At 46.7% G+C, this 15954-nt stretch carries 13 protein-coding genes and 1 CRISPR repeat array; of the genes, 1 reads left to right on the forward strand and 12 read right to left on the reverse strand.

The window, feature by feature from the left end:
• Window positions 1-253: 253 nt before the first annotated feature.
• The 12 genes from ACN4EG_RS24595 to ACN4EG_RS24650 form a co-directional block, all read right to left on the reverse strand.
• Window positions 254-1314, reverse strand: a protein-coding gene (locus ACN4EG_RS24595; protein ID WP_431632920.1) for an ISKra4 family transposase whose coding sequence is annotated in 2 segments (ribosomal slippage) — window positions 254-1158 and window positions 1158-1314 — 1062 coding nt in all. Because the reading frame shifts where the segments join, the coding sequence is not laid out codon by codon here.
• A gap of 141 nt (window positions 1315-1455) precedes the next feature.
• A CRISPR array of direct repeats spans window positions 1456-3663; the repeat unit is 37 nt; unit sequence GTTTCAATCCCTAAAAGGGGTTCAGGCATTTTCGAAC.
• A gap of 252 nt (window positions 3664-3915) precedes the next feature.
• A complete protein-coding gene (cas2, locus tag ACN4EG_RS24600) occupies window positions 3916-4191 on the reverse strand; it encodes a CRISPR-associated endonuclease Cas2 (RefSeq protein WP_431632921.1) in 276 nt (91 codons plus the stop codon).
• Entirely contained in the window at window positions 4191-5198 is a 1008-nt protein-coding gene (gene cas1d, locus ACN4EG_RS24605; RefSeq protein WP_431632923.1) for a type I-D CRISPR-associated endonuclease Cas1d, read from the reverse strand. Before cas1d ends, cas2 begins: the two co-directional genes overlap by 1 nt.
• 39 nt (window positions 5199-5237) lie before the next feature.
• The gene (gene cas4 / locus ACN4EG_RS24610) at window positions 5238-5828 is read right to left on the reverse strand and encodes a CRISPR-associated protein Cas4 (protein WP_431632924.1); all 591 of its coding nucleotides are present in this window, start codon (window positions 5826-5828) and stop codon (window positions 5238-5240) included.
• Entirely contained in the window at window positions 5815-6627 is an 813-nt protein-coding gene (cas6, locus tag ACN4EG_RS24615; RefSeq protein WP_431632925.1) for a CRISPR-associated endoribonuclease Cas6, read from the reverse strand. The genes cas4 and cas6 overlap by 14 nt, the downstream gene beginning before the upstream one ends.
• 131 nt (window positions 6628-6758) lie before the next feature.
• Window positions 6759-7475: a type I-D CRISPR-associated protein Cas5/Csc1 gene (gene cas5d, locus ACN4EG_RS24620; protein WP_431632927.1), complete on the reverse strand. Its 717-nt coding sequence runs from the start codon at window positions 7473-7475 to the stop codon at window positions 6759-6761.
• A gap of 5 nt (window positions 7476-7480) precedes the next feature.
• Window positions 7481-8506 carry a type I-D CRISPR-associated protein Cas7/Csc2 gene (gene cas7d, locus ACN4EG_RS24625; protein ID WP_431632928.1) on the reverse strand — a complete coding sequence of 342 codons (1026 nt, stop codon included), beginning with the start codon at window positions 8504-8506 and terminating at the stop codon, window positions 7481-7483.
• A gap of 41 nt (window positions 8507-8547) precedes the next feature.
• Window positions 8548-11802, reverse strand: a complete 3255-nt coding sequence (gene cas10d / locus ACN4EG_RS24630) for a type I-D CRISPR-associated protein Cas10d/Csc3 (protein WP_431632929.1) — start codon at window positions 11800-11802, stop codon at window positions 8548-8550.
• Between the two features lie 4 nt (window positions 11803-11806).
• Window positions 11807-12181, reverse strand: a complete 375-nt coding sequence (locus ACN4EG_RS24635; RefSeq protein ID WP_431632930.1) for a DUF5615 family PIN-like protein — start codon at window positions 12179-12181, stop codon at window positions 11807-11809.
• Window positions 12178-12438 carry a DUF433 domain-containing protein gene (locus ACN4EG_RS24640; RefSeq protein ID WP_431632931.1) on the reverse strand — a complete coding sequence of 87 codons (261 nt, stop codon included), beginning with the start codon at window positions 12436-12438 and terminating at the stop codon, window positions 12178-12180. The genes ACN4EG_RS24635 and ACN4EG_RS24640 overlap by 4 nt, the downstream gene beginning before the upstream one ends.
• A 71-nt stretch (window positions 12439-12509) precedes the next feature.
• Window positions 12510-14621, reverse strand: coding sequence for a type I-D CRISPR-associated helicase Cas3' (gene cas3 / locus ACN4EG_RS24645; protein ID WP_431632932.1), 2112 nt, complete (start codon window positions 14619-14621; stop codon window positions 12510-12512).
• Window positions 14622-14644: 23 nt separating this feature from the next.
• Complete coding sequence (locus ACN4EG_RS24650; RefSeq protein WP_431632933.1) at window positions 14645-14860, reverse strand: hypothetical protein; 216 nt, start codon at window positions 14858-14860, stop codon at window positions 14645-14647.
• A 135-nt stretch (window positions 14861-14995) separates the two neighbouring features.
• Between ACN4EG_RS24650 and ACN4EG_RS24655 the strand changes: the two genes are divergently transcribed.
• Entirely contained in the window at window positions 14996-15838 is an 843-nt protein-coding gene (locus tag ACN4EG_RS24655; protein ID WP_431632935.1) for a helix-turn-helix transcriptional regulator, read from the forward strand.
• The last annotated feature ends 116 nt before the right edge of the window (window positions 15839-15954 follow it).

Consider the following 15954-nt stretch of genomic DNA (forward strand, 5'->3'; position numbering starts at 1 on the left):
TGAAGGGGAGTGGCATCAGTTAAAAGCTCACGAGATCTCAGGACAGATGTTCGATAATTCCTATGACTTAGCCATGGCCGTTATCGCTGGGGTAGAAAACCGCTATTTTCCCAAAGGTTATAAGGTTGAACGTTTTATATTTAATTCAGCCTAGCTACTTAATAGCCAAAAATTGAGAAATAGCACCGGAATTGCCAAACACCAAACTGTCCAACGGGGAAGACTCAAGGGGTGCATCCCAGTTTTGTAAGACTCACGATGAGAATTGCCCATTGAGATATGCAGAGCGGTGTTTAAGCACCTGAGGGACATTGTCTTGGTTCCACTGCGCTCCCGATAGTTTGATGCGTCGTCCAAATTGTTTGATAGTGGATTCAACTGCACCAGAACCAATGGATAAACCTTCAGCTTGATAATAAGCGTAGTTGACAAAACGATGACGATGTTTCTCAAGATAGGCAATGAAGATCGTCACTCGCTCATGGTTCCACCCCTTGAACTGTTGAATGGCATTGTCAATATCTCCTTGCCACAAAAACGCTTCTACCCTATCTAAGCGCTTCTGGGAACCCCCCCCCTTGCCCAAATTTTCCACCAGATGATACCAGTCCAAAATCTCACGGCGTTGACCTGGTGTGCTAATTTCAGCATAAATATTCCAAATGCCATCATGCCCATCCCCTAGACAAATTAATGTCTCAGATAACGGTTGAGCATTAACCCAGTTCACCAAACTTTCATTGTCTTGAAAGAAACCAGCTACACTGCACTCGTGGAGATTGACTCCTTTGTAGTCACGCCATTGACTTGGTTCCCCTTTCGGCGTTCGTAAGCGTACTTTCCCTCCATCTACACTCATTTCCTCTACTGTTTGCTCTACTTGAAATGAAGGAAAGTCGTGGCGATGGACGAGTCGTTGCTGGCTGCTATGAGAAACACTCATTCCCGTGAGCACTTCAAGATCGTCTGAGGCTCGTTGGTACGACTCATTAGCACTCAGTAACAAACAGCATTGCTCTAAGTAAGGACTCCAGCGACTATAAGCTTTCACCCCCAATGTCTGAGCCTGCTTTTCACTCAAACTCAATCGTCCTAAGATGCTGTCGAGTTTGCGCTTTCGTCCGCTTTTCTTGTCGCAACTTTCTGTGATAAAAAATTTCCGATTTCTGGGCTAACATGTTCAAGCAGATGTCCCCGCACTGCATTCTCAATGCCTGCTAAGGTTTTGACTTGTTCTGGGTCTGTCTCTTCATACAATAGGGCTGCTAGAGCACGCGCATGGGCTTGAATTTGAGCTTTTTTGTCAGCGTCCATAGAGCAACTTAAGTAGAGGAATTCTGTTTAAAGTGTAGCGCTGAAGTCAACTTATGGACTTAAGCATTTATACTCATTGCAAATCTGGGATGCACTCTTTTCGAACTTCTACAACCCTGCAAGCAACGGCCAAAAATACGCGTTTCAATCCCTAAAAGGGGTTCAGGCATTTTCGAACAGGAGAAGCAGTTTGAGGGGCGTCAGACGATCGCGCTAACTGTTTCAATCCCTAAAAGGGGTTCAGGCATTTTCGAACAGTACGCGGCAATCCATCAATTTGGGGGACGTACCGGTTTCAATCCCTAAAAGGGGTTCAGGCATTTTCGAACTTCTCAAATCCCATTGCGCGGGCTTTTGGGTATTGCGGTTTCAATCCCTAAAAGGGGTTCAGGCATTTTCGAACTTCGCTCAATTTTCCGAATCCCTCCTAAACGATGGTTTCAATCCCTAAAAGGGGTTCAGGCATTTTCGAACATTGCCCATTGCCTAGATTCGTGAGGGCAATCCTGGTTTCAATCCCTAAAAGGGGTTCAGGCATTTTCGAACGATTCACTACAGGCTTAGCCGCTACCGCCGGAGCGTCACGTTTCAATCCCTAAAAGGGGTTCAGGCATTTTCGAACTTTTCTATCCCTTGTACCTATGAGGTGTCAAAATGTTTCAATCCCTAAAAGGGGTTCAGGCATTTTCGAACGGCTGCAACTGGCGCAGTGCGCGGGCCTTACGTCCGTCAAAATGTTTCAATCCCTAAAAGGGGTTCAGGCATTTTCGAACTCGACTGGGCAACCATGGTCAGGGATTGGCAAGAGAACGTTTCAATCCCTAAAAGGGGTTCAGGCATTTTCGAACGACAACCCCTCCGTAGAAACACTGAAAAACACTACCTCTAGTTTCAATCCCTAAAAGGGGTTCAGGCATTTTCGAACTTCGCGTCAAGGCGCTTCTAGGGGTTGGGGTAAACAAGAAGTTTCAATCCCTAAAAGGGGTTCAGGCATTTTCGAACGGTTGTCCCACGGTTACGCGCTCGGCATCCCCCAAACGATCGTTTCAATCCCTAAAAGGGGTTCAGGCATTTTCGAACAAGGGCAACGAATTACTAAAACGCTACGGCTTATTGCAGTTTCAATCCCTAAAAGGGGTTCAGGCATTTTCGAACTCGCTGCGATCTCTGCTGGTAAAAATATCTGCATCATGTTTCAATCCCTAAAAGGGGTTCAGGCATTTTCGAACGGCAAATCCTACAAGCCAAACGACCCGATCGAGCTGTTTCAATCCCTAAAAGGGGTTCAGGCATTTTCGAACCAACCCGAAATCTGCGCCAAATTTGAAGCGGCGGCGGTTGCGGTTTCAATCCCTAAAAGGGGTTCAGGCATTTTCGAACGAATGTGACGTGGAACTTGACTTGGCGACGCCCTTCAGTTTCAATCCCTAAAAGGGGTTCAGGCATTTTCGAACATGGGCGAATATCGGATCGATCGAATGGCGATCGATCAGTTTCAATCCCTAAAAGGGGTTCAGGCATTTTCGAACGGGGCGAATACCTAAAAAACACAATCCTGTCTCGTTCAGTTTCAATCCCTAAAAGGGGTTCAGGCATTTTCGAACTCTACATCCGTAGAAATACGGAGGAAGGCGAACATCATGTTTCAATCCCTAAAAGGGGTTCAGGCATTTTCGAACCGTCTAATTGCTCGATGACCATGTTCTCTTCGTGTTCAGGGGTTTCAATCCCTAAAAGGGGTTCAGGCATTTTCGAACTCTCTACGTCCATCATCTTGGGCTAGTGCTGGCGGGTTTCAATCCCTAAAAGGGGTTCAGGCATTTTCGAACGGCCGAAAGAGAGGCAAAGGAGGCCGAGATCGAGGGTTTCAATCCCTAAAAGGGGTTCAGGCATTTTCGAACCGTAACGAATATCGCCGCCTGCGATGGCTACGAATTGTTTCAATCCCTAAAAGGGGTTCAGGCATTTTCGAACGAGAAACTTTACCAGCGACGGCAGCTAACCCAAGCGGAATTGGTTTCAATCCCTAAAAGGGGTTCAGGCATTTTCGAACGGGAATACTCGCCATCGGTGCCCTGAATGCGGGAGAACGTGGTTTCAATCCCTAAAAGGGGTTCAGGCATTTTCGAACCTACTTCAGGGTTATTAGCAAGCCACCGCCAGAAAGGTTTCAATCCCTAAAAGGGGTTCAGGCATTTTCGAACACACCAACGATCGCCGGATGAATGCCCAACGAAAAGGTTTCAATCCCTAAAAGGGGTTCAGGCATTTTCGAACTTCAATGCCAAATGAACCTTGGAAAGTATGTCGATGTTTCAATCCCTAAAAGGGGTTCAGGCATTTTCGAACGGCGGGCATCTGAAAGTATTGCTATATGCAGTTTTCAAGGTACAGAATCGCCGATCGCCCCCATTATAGCCAGAAAACCCATAAATTTCATCACACTCATCACACCTTATCCCCCCCAAACCCGCATACCAAGCCATCTTTCCCCCCCGCGCCGATCGCCCACAACCCAAAAATCCACCAAACTCCACCCCCATCAGCCTTCCCAGCATTTTCCACCCTCTCCCCTAAAAAACACCCACCCACCCGCGCCGCTCACGCAAAAAACACCGTATCATCCCGCACCGCCTCACCCCCAATCCGCTCCACCTTCCCCTGACAACAAGCACACAGAAAATAAAACCGCACACTATCCACCTCCGGCTTAATCATCTTCGCCAGCCGCGATCGCAACTTAGCATACTCCGTCTCCGACAAATCCACACACTCAAACACACTAAACTGCATCCACTGACCATAGGACTTCAGCACCTTATGAATCTTCGTCCGGCGCTTATCCTCCGGAATATCATAGGAAATCACCACAAACATCACTTCAACACCAACGGCGGATACAACTCAATCTCACCCATCAAAAACTTCGCCAACAACCGTCCTTGAATCTCAAACGCCTCCTGATACGAACACTTCCGCCCCATCACCGGATGCTTAAACGCCGACTGCTTCTTCTGCTCATACGATCGCAAAAACGTCCGTCGCCCCTCATCCGTCAAACTCACTGCCCCACTCACCGGCTCCCGAATAAAATCATCCGGCACCAACACCCGCCGATTCATCGCCGCCAACACCATCGCATCCACCACCAAAGGCCGAAACTCCTCCATCAAATCCAACGCCAACGAAGGTCGCCCATAGCGCTCCGTATGCAAATAGCCCAAATAGGGATCAAACCCCACAATATTCACCGCACTCTGCACATCATGCAACAGCAACGAATAGCCAAAACTCAACAACGCATTCACCGGATCAAGCGGTGGCCGCCGATTCCGCACCTTAAACGTAAACCCATCCGCCCGAATCAACTGCCCAAACACCCCAAAATACGCCGCACTCCCCGCCCCCTCCAACCCCCGCAAAGAATCAATCGACTCCGTGCGATCGATCGGCTTAATCACCTGCTCCAACTTCCCGATCGCCCCCGAAAAATCCGCCCGCGAACCCTCCCGCTGCGCCCGCAACAACGCATTGCGATAATTCTTTAACTTCCCCCGCACAAAGCCCCGCACCACATGCACCGCCCGCTCCGGCTCCTGCCGTGCCGCATTCCACTGCGCCGATCGCACAAAAATATTCTTCGTCAACGGCGGCTCCAAACTCCCCAAATACCGCCCCGTCCCCGTCAAAAACGTCAACGGAATCTTCCGCTCCAACAACTCCATCAACGCCGCAGGCGAAACCGTCGCCCGACCCATCACCACAATCCCATCCAACTTAATCAACGGCACATCCTGCAAAACCTGCTTCTGATGCGACACCTTAATCCGCTCATCCACCTTCCCAATAAACGAATCATCCTGCATCACATATAGCGTCCCCATCACTATTCTCCTATCTATTCAACAAACCACTCACCCACTCTACTCCTCCCGATATCGCCGCACCCGCTCCGCCGCCCTCGGCAAACACCGTTCATACAAACTACAACCCTTACAGCGTGGCCCATACTCCGGCCTCGGCATCTTCCCCGTTTCTAACAATTCCCGCACCCGATCGATCGTTGCGACCGTCTCCCGCCGCAACGTCTCCGAAAGCTCAACCAACACCCGCTGATGGGACTGCGCATAATACACATAGCCCTGCGCCACCCCCTTTCCCGTCATCTCCTCCAAACACAACGCCTGCGCACACACCTGCAACGCATCATTCTCAAACTCCCCCTTTGCGCTGCGCTTATACTCCACCGGATAAATCTGACCACCAGCCTCCTCAATCAAATCCGACTTACCAATTAACCCATAGCGCTCCGATCGCAACCAAATCGCCCGCACCTGGTACGTCTCCTCCCGATTCCCCTCCCCCAGCGTATGCACCCGATCGTGCAAACTCGTCCCCTCGATCGTGTACTGATTTTCCTCAAACTCCCCCGCACAAAACATCCGCCAACAGCGATGGGCACAGTAACTATATTGATTCAAAGCCGCGATCGGAATATAATCAGCTTCGGTCATACACCCTCCGCACCATCCCCATTCCCATCGGCGTTTTCCGTCCCACTCCCGCAAACATTGCAAAATCCATTAATGTATTAAACTGCTTGACCATTGCAGTATCCACTTTCCCAAATAGCTTAAAACTCATCTCTCCAACACAACCCAAAAACTGACTCCGCGAATCCGGCGCGATCGCCGTTTGAATATTCACAAAACTCGGCGCAATATTTTGAATGACCGTATCTGGAATCTCAATCCCACTGTACTGATTCCACTTACGCCGCAGACTATTAAACACCCGATCGACATCCGGAATCGGATTATCCACCGCCCCCTGCCGAAAACTCGTCGGTGTATAAAACGTTAAATCCGCAACCCGTCGATCGCTAGAAGCCTGCTCATAAAGCTGGCTATAACTCGCAAAATTCGCCCAAGGCTGCGTTGACTGCGGTGTCCCCAACACACTCGTAATCAGCAAATCCGCCGAACCCAAATGCCAAGCCCTCTGCGGATTCAAATTCAACCATAACTTTGTCAAATGCCCAAACAACAAATCATCCAGCAACGTAATCCGCCACCAGCAAGGAGACTCCGCCCGAATCGGTCGATCGTACTGCCAGCGAATGCGTTGATTCCCAACCTGCAAAGGACTCAGCGTAAATGCCTTCTCCGTCTTCTGCTCATGTAAGCGATCGGCCAAGGGCTTATCTACAGAACTAACAATCTCCAAAAACAACGCATGGAAATGCCGCCCCGTTAAAAAATCAGGATAAATCGGCGACTGAGGCACTAAATTCAGGACTAGACTATGCGGCATAATAAACCATCAAAACAATATATGGCTTCAATTACGATCTGAAAATAGCTCATAAACAAACAATGCCAGAAACCATGAATACCTCACCAGTCCTGGCAATTGAGTTCTTATTGACAGACTAAGATACTCTCTCAGCCTCCCCCAAAGCGATATTGCATATTTGCGGGTAACGTGAATTTATCTTTACCCACTTCCACACGATAGTGAGCACCATTGAGAATTCGCACATTGCGAATCAAGCTCACAGGCGGCATATTCAGCGTGTCATAACTCACCACTTGATGGGTAAACATAACATCCAAAGGATTCAGCGGGTGTTCACAAACGAAATCCCCCGTGTAATTGGTAAACTCCAGGGGTTCACTTAAACTCACCGCCGCTTTGCTCATCCATTTCCCCAAACGAATCCATTTGGGAAATTGAATCGTTTTACTAGTGATGACAAAACATTCAAACTGACTCTCAGCCGCAATTTCCTTAGTTCGTCCAAAGCTTGGGATATTCTTCTGGGTTTTCTCCATTTCGACGTGGTAGTTATTATTCGCATACTTCCACGTATGGAGAACGGCGGCATGGTTCACTGCCCTGGCTGGCGTTACATAGATCCCCTGCTGATTCAGCGGCGTGAGGTGGACTTCATACTTCGGCACCTGCTCTGGACAGAAGTAACGGTAGCCATGCTCCTCTGAGACACGGGTGGAATAGCGATCGCTATCTACCAACCCCAACGCATAGCACAACGCATAGTTATGCAAAACTGGCTCCGTCTCATACAGCCGCCCAATCTCGCGGGTTGCGTAGTAGAGGCTATCATGCAATTCGATCGTGCAGCGATAGATGTAAGTCATCGGAATTACTCCGCTGTTGCACTAGCTTTTTTGCCACCTTTCTTAGTCTTTTCAGCGGTGGATTTGGAGATGTGCTTCTGTGCGTAAGTTGTAGACTCAATATTTGCTTCTACTAAGAGCTGTTTTAGCTTAGCTTCATCCCCAGTGATTTGTTTGACTTCATCAAGTAATGGAATGAATGCTTGTCCAATCAGAGAAGTGAAAGGAATACACTCCTGTTTCATCAGCATTGAGATTGCATCCTCAGCAGCTTGTCTCACATGATCTTCATTCAGCGGGTCAGGAGGATTGATCTGAGTCGGACTGGCTTCTTTCATCAGATCATAAATTGTTTGTGTCCAGCGGAGATTGCTGACAATTTCACCATCAGCAAAGATGACACCAATCAATTCATTACGAACCCGACCAGTCCGCGTGGTTTGTGCCCCATAATGGCGTGTCCGTAGAATATTATTCATCACATACAAGAAACCAGCTTCTGTTGGATCTTTCAGCGTCACAATACTGGGGAAAAAAGTCTGAGGCAGAATGTGATCTTGGCTGTTGATACGACTTGTCACTTCTCCATTGCGACTCATTGTTCCATTTTCAAAGGGAGCATTCAGAGTGAAATTTAGGTGAGAGTCATCAAATGGAGTAATGGAATACGCTGTATCCACAACTACTTTAGACTTTTCAGAACCGGAATCACCGATCGCAAAACCATACAAGATACAATCAGGCGTCGTCTTACTAAAATCAACGTTATAGTCGCACTTTTCCCAGTCACCAATTTTATAGTTCCGCAAAAGCTCTCGTCCAGTAAGACGTTCAGGCGTCGATTGTTTCCGTTTAAACATGGCAAGACGGCTGATGGCTTCTGCATTTCTGACGCCAGCTCTGACTCGTGCCTTATTCAATTCACCATCAGTTTGGAACAGGGGATAGGATTCCGTCACACGAATCGTAATGAAGTGGGCATATTTCCCCATTGGCTTGGCAGGGATCTCAGCGTGAAAGTGCTTAGCATCAACAGTTTTCAGAAATGGCATGATTGTTTCCTTAATTGAGTTGGATTAGTTATCGAATGAACCTAGGCAGCCTCGTCCTCTAACTCAGGCAGATCTTCTGGCTCTGAAGCTGGAACAGATTTGCTGGCTGCGTCCTCTTCCAAGCGATACAGGTAATCGCAAGTGTCACGAATCAAATTGAGTTGTGTGCCAGCTAACCGCGCCCGATCGCTCTTGAAGGTGCCTTCAAATACTTCTGTCACAAAGAACTGTGCAAACTCATAAATTGCTTTCCGCTCCTCCTCAGAAGTCAATGCTCGTTTCCATTTACCATCAACGAAGATCAATGTGGGTTTACCCTCAGCCGTGCCACGACTCACATTGGTCATTAATTTAGCAATTCGGGCAGCGACTACATCGATCAAGGATTGAGTCTCAGATGCTAGCGCCTTATCAATTTTGAGAATAACATCAGCAGCTTCATCGATCGGTTTGAGTACGGCATTGGGTTTAGCATACCGACTTTTAGCCCGATAGAAACGTCGGTAGAGTTGGGTAAGCTGGCGAAGTTGATTCATGTCCTTTCCCTCTGGGTCAAAGCAGTAATAGAAGTCTTGGTAGAGTTTGATTTTCTCAACGGGTGCGGTATCCCAGTCAAGTTTGCGTACTAGCTTGGATAGGTAATGAAAGATATAGAGTGGGCTAGTTTCTATATCTCTTGCTAATGCCGTTAACTTTCCCCAATCAGGATCGCCATCCTTTTTACGATTGACCTCTAGATGAATACAGTAGGCAGCACTGAGCGCATTCAACGGGGAAAATCGATTTGGCTGTCGAGGTAGAATCGCATCTAGTCGGTAGTTATCCCGCTTAACTAGGGTAGAAATGGCTTGATGCTCACCATCTAATACGGTTGTCTGTTCAAAATCTGCACCACTGATATACGGTGGTACAGGAGACTCTGAAGCAACGACCTTGACATCTAGAACAAGCGGCAATGCGAATGCTAACCAAGATGGCATTACCCAAGATTCAGTATCGGTAGCATCCCGCCCTGGAGGCAGTGCCATAAAGAAAAATGTGAGCGGCTCATTGGGATAGTTGAGCTTAAAAGTTTGATCTTTATCTGATTCTTCCTGTAGAAGCAGAGAGTCAACCGACTGATAGTTTTCAATTGTAAATTGAGCAGGCTTTTTGTCTGGAACAAGATGCTTGCGAATATCAGCATCAAATTTTGTCCTGCGAATCCACGCATAAGCCTTTTGCAGAAATTTATTAGTTTCTGGTGTAAAGAAATAGGCAGGATAAATATAGAGATAGCGATATTTACGCCCCTCAAAATCTCCTCCCGTAGCGTTGGTTTGATTCATCAAGATTTGCCGTAGCATCATCTCGATCGACCAAATTGCACAAATCTGGCGCTTCGCTGCTTGGGCATTGAACAAAATCTGTCTATTACTGTATACCTGAGGGGTAAACAGTGTTGCGGACTCCATTTGCTCACTTACAGTGTAGGAAGAGCTAGACATCGCACAAACATTCTCTCGACCTCTGCCTGTAACTTTTGCTGCCTTATAGCGATCGAGTTCAGTGAGAAATGGCGTGCTAGTAGGTGTAGCAACTGCACCTGTTGGCAAAATAACTACACGCTGCACATAGGTTCGCAAGTCATCCCAACCATCCGGCAGAACAAATTCCTGCACGATCGGTTCAATCAGCGTAGCTGCATAGGTGACCATCTCGTCCATCACCGCTTGAATCTGGGCATCATCCAGATGCATATTTTGCTGGATATAACGAGATGCGAGATAGTACCACTCAAGGGGAACTCCACCCGTTTTCTTGAGTGCTTGAATTGCTCTCACCGCAGCCATTTCAGATCCCAGACCTAAATGCTCTGCTATCTTTTGCGTGAGATCTAGTTCAGGCAAAACTTTGCGTTCTGACTTCGGTAACTGCTTCTGCCAGTTAGTGAACCGATCACACCAAGTTCGCCAAATCCCACGACAGAGAACATCACCAAATTCCCCTAATCGATCAATCCGATAATCATCCCTGAAACTCAAATTGATATTAGATGGCAGTTCTCCTTCGGCTTGAAAGCTTAACAGACTATCACTTCGTTTAGCCGCAATCGAAGGTTTTGTAGCAGGAATAATTCGACAGGCTGCTTGTTTAGCGATCGCCATAATCTCCGATGCATTGCAGAACAACCAGTAATAATCAGCAAATTTAAATCCCTTCCCGCCACGTGCAAAACCCGTCTGTCGTTGCTTAAGTTGTCCACCGCAAAGTGACTTAATTTTATGGATTACTTGTTCAGGAATCGTATTTACTGAAATCTCTGGAGCCTTCTCTGTCGCAAGGTAGACAACACCGTCAGGTAAGTATAAAATAGGCTGATAAAACTCCTGTGGATGAAGATCCATTAAGGCATTGTTGATAACATTAGTAAGCACACCACGATTGTCAGAAAGCGCATGATAACTAAATCTTAATTGCCTCGCACTGAGATCTCGCAGCAAGTCAGTAAAATTATTCGCTGTAATATTGCCTGGGTGCTTAATTACAGATGCAAACAGGTCAGATAAGCGAACCAAGCGAATGAGAATTTGTTGGATTCGTTCATCAAGCTGGCATTGATCTAACCCTCGCGTTTTCATACCTAAATCGGCATCCCATTTCTCACCAGCATTGTTGCTAATCCAGAGAATGTCATCAATGTAGGAACGCCAGGTAGAGCCGATCAGTTGATCTAATCCTAGATCTTGCATTTTCTGAGAGATATAATCCCGTCCAAGGTTAGGTGCCTCAGATTTGTGCGGTGGTTCTTTGCGCCAGTCTCGCCCCGAAAATTGACCTGATGGGTCATTTGCAGTTAACCAATTGGGATAATCAGGAAATTTATCAAAATCATGCAAGATGTAAGCCGCCATGTAGATCGACGCTTCTAGCTCCTCACATAGCCGTTTGACAGGATTAGTCTCTAGTGTCTGCTGAAGTTTGCGGAAAATACGATAGGTTGGAAATAATCCATTGAGCAAGTGCGACGTGAAGGATTGATCTTCCTTACTCCGTTCTACATTCTTACCTTCAGCTCGGCGATCTTCAGTAAACTGTCCACCTTTTGCGGTTGTACCAACCAATTGACGCATCAAATTTGGCAAGACATACTCAGCAAATCGTTGCAGCAAAGCATCTTTTTGGTTGTCCTCAGCTTCTTGAATCGCCTGCTTAAATAGCTTGATTGTGAGAAGTTCGGGTTGTGTAGTTTGTTCTACCTCATCACTTACATCTAGATCAAGATTAAAAAGTGGCAAATCATCATAATTACTCATTTTCCTAATCCTCCGGAACGATTGGTTGATACTCTTGGATAGAATTATTGCGGATGACCCAGAGTTTACCTGTGATGCTGGCCACTTCTAGCCCTTGGAGCAATGTATTAATGGCCGCATACCAATCAGCTAGTTGCATCTGAGCAGGTAGCCGGATCACAGCAATGCCTGAGTAATTCATTGGGTTGTAGCGCCCTCGATTTGTGAAGTCACGATCGGCGGTAACTAAACAGCGTCCTTCCTGACGGCAAATTTCAATTAATTCAGTATCGGGTGCAGAAATCAAATTTTGTTCTGGCACCGTTGCCACGTCATACCCTGCTGATCGAAACCGGGACAAGATTCGTAGATCCACATTTTCATCAAGTTTGAATTTCATGCCACTGTTTCCTTAGGTCGATCGAGAGGAATTTCTGCCCAACCCCCCCGAGCCATCTCAGCTCCATAGGCAATACAGGCTAGAATATCCTCGCGTTCTATACTGGGGTAGGCTTCTAGCAGACCTTCAATGGTTTCACCGCCTGCCAAATAATCCAAAATCAGTGCCACCCAAATCCGATGCCCTTTAATACAAGGCTTACCAAAACAAATATTGGGATCGATCGAAATTCGAGATAACAAGTTTTCAGTAGTCATCGATTTAACATCCTTGCTTAGAGGATTAACTATTTACCTGAATTGTAAACGCTCTTGGAAATGACTGTTTCCTAGCAAATCCATCCAAGATCCTCCCTGGGCTTCCAGTGCCAAATTAACGTCTCTAGCATCAAGGCTGACTTGCCAAAGGCGATCGTATAGGGTGGTGCTCGGTCATCTAGGCGATCGCTTAGCCCATAAGCCTGAAATTGCATCGGTAGCCCCAGCTTTGCCCGTAGCTCTTCACGGCTGCGATCGCTGATGTAACAAACAATTCCTCGCCGCCGCAGAGCTTGGCTAATGGAATTAGCACCTGTGGTGACTTCCAAGCCCTTGAGAATTTGGACTTTTCCCATCCGAGCCAACTCGCCCACATCGCCAGCATAGTAAAAATGCCAGTTTTCACGAACATCGCGATAATCCAGCAAACGTAGATAGCACAATACCTCTTCAAAGCGGCGCTGGGGTAGCCCTGCCTGTCGAGCTTGATGCTTAAACTCTTCTGCGTCCATCACTTCAAACCGAAAATTACTGAGTAGTCCAGGTAGGTTGTAGGTCTTGAACTTATCGCGTTCCGGTTCATCTGGATTGGTTCCATCGTAGATTGCACAATCTAATTGGCTACTCCCCCGAAAACTCCGAGCCTCATCGATAATTTTGTTCTGTTTCACTTCTAGGCACCGCAACACATTGGCATATTGATGTTTGAGACTAACCCTAAACGCTTTCTCCACATCCTGACCAAACCCATCCACCGCATCAGGATACTTTTCCTTCAGTTTCCGAATTTCCATGTGTATACAAGCTGACTGCACTGCGCCCCAACGTTTTGGATAGTCCTCAAACTGATTGACAAACGACCAAGATTCTCGAACCGAGTTGGTAAAAGAAACACGATCGTACTCTTCTCGATCATTGAATCGCGCAGACCGGCCTTCGACCTCTTGAAATAACCTAGCTACTAAATAGTTTGGAATCAGAGCGTAGGCTTGATAGGTAGTAAAACCTTGATGCCGCCCTAATCGCCCAAAACGTTGAATGAAGTTACCCGCATCTGCTGCTTCAAATATTAGAAAATTGATTTGAAAGTCTACACCCACATCGATCGTCGATGTACCAATTAGTAAATCAGCATCAGAGATTGATCTTGCCCGTTCACTTTCTCCTGTCAGGCTGGTATTCGGCAAAACAGTTAAATCCTGTTGAGCAAAGATAGGCTTCAGTATTCCAAGTAGTTTGTAAACAGATGCAATCGAATTTAAGATAATCGCTCCTTTGCTGCCAGGATAGTCCAAGAAAAATTGAAGGATGATTGTCTCAGCGTTTTCAATTATCCAGTCGTATCCCGATCGAGCATGAGGTTGCAAATCATCAGGAAACGTCAAGGTAATCGGTTGACTAATCTGACGCCAGTTAGGTTCATTATTTAGTGCAAATCGATAGGCACCGGCTTTAACTGGATCGATTTCGTGATAGCGCAGCCCCGATCGTTCTAGAAAACCTTTTAATAAGTCGCTTGGTGTTGCGGAAAGAAACAGAAATTTGCGGGGCGTTGCCGTATGCTTAATCAGTAACATCGCATTCAGAATACTAGCAATCTGAGGTGATGAAAAAATATGAAATTCATCAAAGATGAAAAGTTTGTAAGCTTCATCTAATTTACGAAATAGCTTATCTGGATTATCACCTTGACTGGCTTTTTTCCCACGCTGTATGTATCGAAAATCATGAATGTAATGAAAAATATCAGGGTTAGTTAATAAGATTTCTGAATTATCTACTCGATCGATAATACCCTGTTGCTTTGATGGCAACTGATTTGTCTCAATAAAATCAGCCAATGTTGTCCCAGTCAAGCGATAAACCTGTGGATCATATTTGGGCTTAAATTGAGCCTTATACTCTTGTACCTGTCGTTCCTGATCACGCGCTAATTCATTGGTTGGATACATTGCTAGAGTACTAAATAGCTTGACTATCATAGATCTCAGATAAGCAGCTAAACTCTTTCCATCACCCGTCATCGCCGTATTGAAAATGACATCAATATCAGGTCTCTCAAGGAGGCGAAAGGTCTCCGCTTGGTGCCAAGAGAGTTGCCAGCCTAGAGGCAATGTCATCCCTTCAGGTGTCTCGACGGTCTTTGAGTAGACTGGCTTGAGATAAATGGTGAAACTAGCCATAGCAGTATCCAAGTTAAAGGAGCTTACTGGACAGACATCGAATGGCTACTTTTCTGAACAGAAGATACCATCCGATATTCAAATTGATTCCCTTGCCGTCGTTTCTCGAACTGGTAGCCCTGCTTCTCCGCCACATGCTTCGTCGCCGAAAAGCGATGCCCCACCCGCTGCACCAGATCCTCCGTCGAATGCCACTCCCCGTCCTGCATCACTGTAACGAGCAAATCCAGCTTAGTCATAAATCTCTCCAGAAAATTTTATATAGACTGACAAATCTTGAATTTGCACCCTAATTTTTAACATTTCCAGTAGAATCTAACTACACAAGTTGAATATTACATATCTTTCCGAAAAGTGCAAGTATAAATTTAAAAATGCCCCGCAAAAAAGACACCATTACCCTTTCCGTTCCCCCAGGAACCAAAGAACAACTCGAAGCGATCGCCGATCGCCTAGGCATCTACTGGGGAAGCAGCCCCAGCGCCTCAGGACTCGTCACCAAGATTGCCCAGCAAGAACTTGACGTTAATGTTCCCTTTACTCTATCCCCAGAACAAATAGCTGCCCTCCGCCAAGCCGTCAAAGATTTAGTCGATTCAGGTCACGCAGAAGAGGCAAAAAGTGTAATTACACTTTTGCTTAACTATGGCAATCTTGAGGCTCCCCTTCGCCAAGAGCTACTGCGGCAAATCAGCCAACCCGTAGAAAACTGGCGGATGAGAATCGATCAATACATTACCGATCGACAACCCTTTTACGTTCTCTACGGGAACTCGCAAGATGATCAGCTAGAATTCTCTGCCCACTATGCCCAAATCACCTTCTACGAAAAACGCCACTATCTGCAAATTTGGTGCGACGAAACCGATGACAGTACAGATATTCCAGAACTCCACCATAACCGCTGCCTAAGACTCGATCGCATTCAAGCCCTGCACCCCTTCAGCGGCGAATGGCGCAATTCCCTAGACAGCATTAGCGCCACCTTCCAACTCACCGGATGGCTGCGCAAAGCCTACGAACCCAAGCCCGATGATATAGATGACCAGATGACAGAACAATCTCGCTGGATTACCCGTAAGATCGCTAACCCCTTCTGGTTCTTTCGGGAAATCCTGCGCTATGGCGAAGAGGCTGAGATTATCGCACCGGATATGATCCGCCAACAGTTTGCCGCCAAAGTCCGATCGCTCGCCGATCGCTATCAACCAGACTAGTGGACTGTCAGTTTTCAATTTGTGGATAGAGGCGCTTCAGTCGAATCCGAGCATCGGCAGTAGTAAACTGCCAATCTACTGCCTTTTGCAATTGATTACGTTCAGTGTACCAAGCC

The organism is Alkalinema pantanalense CENA528 (assembly GCF_050753345.1).
In the GTDB taxonomy this organism is placed as follows: domain Bacteria; phylum Cyanobacteriota; class Cyanobacteriia; order Leptolyngbyales; family Leptolyngbyaceae; genus Alkalinema; species Alkalinema pantanalense.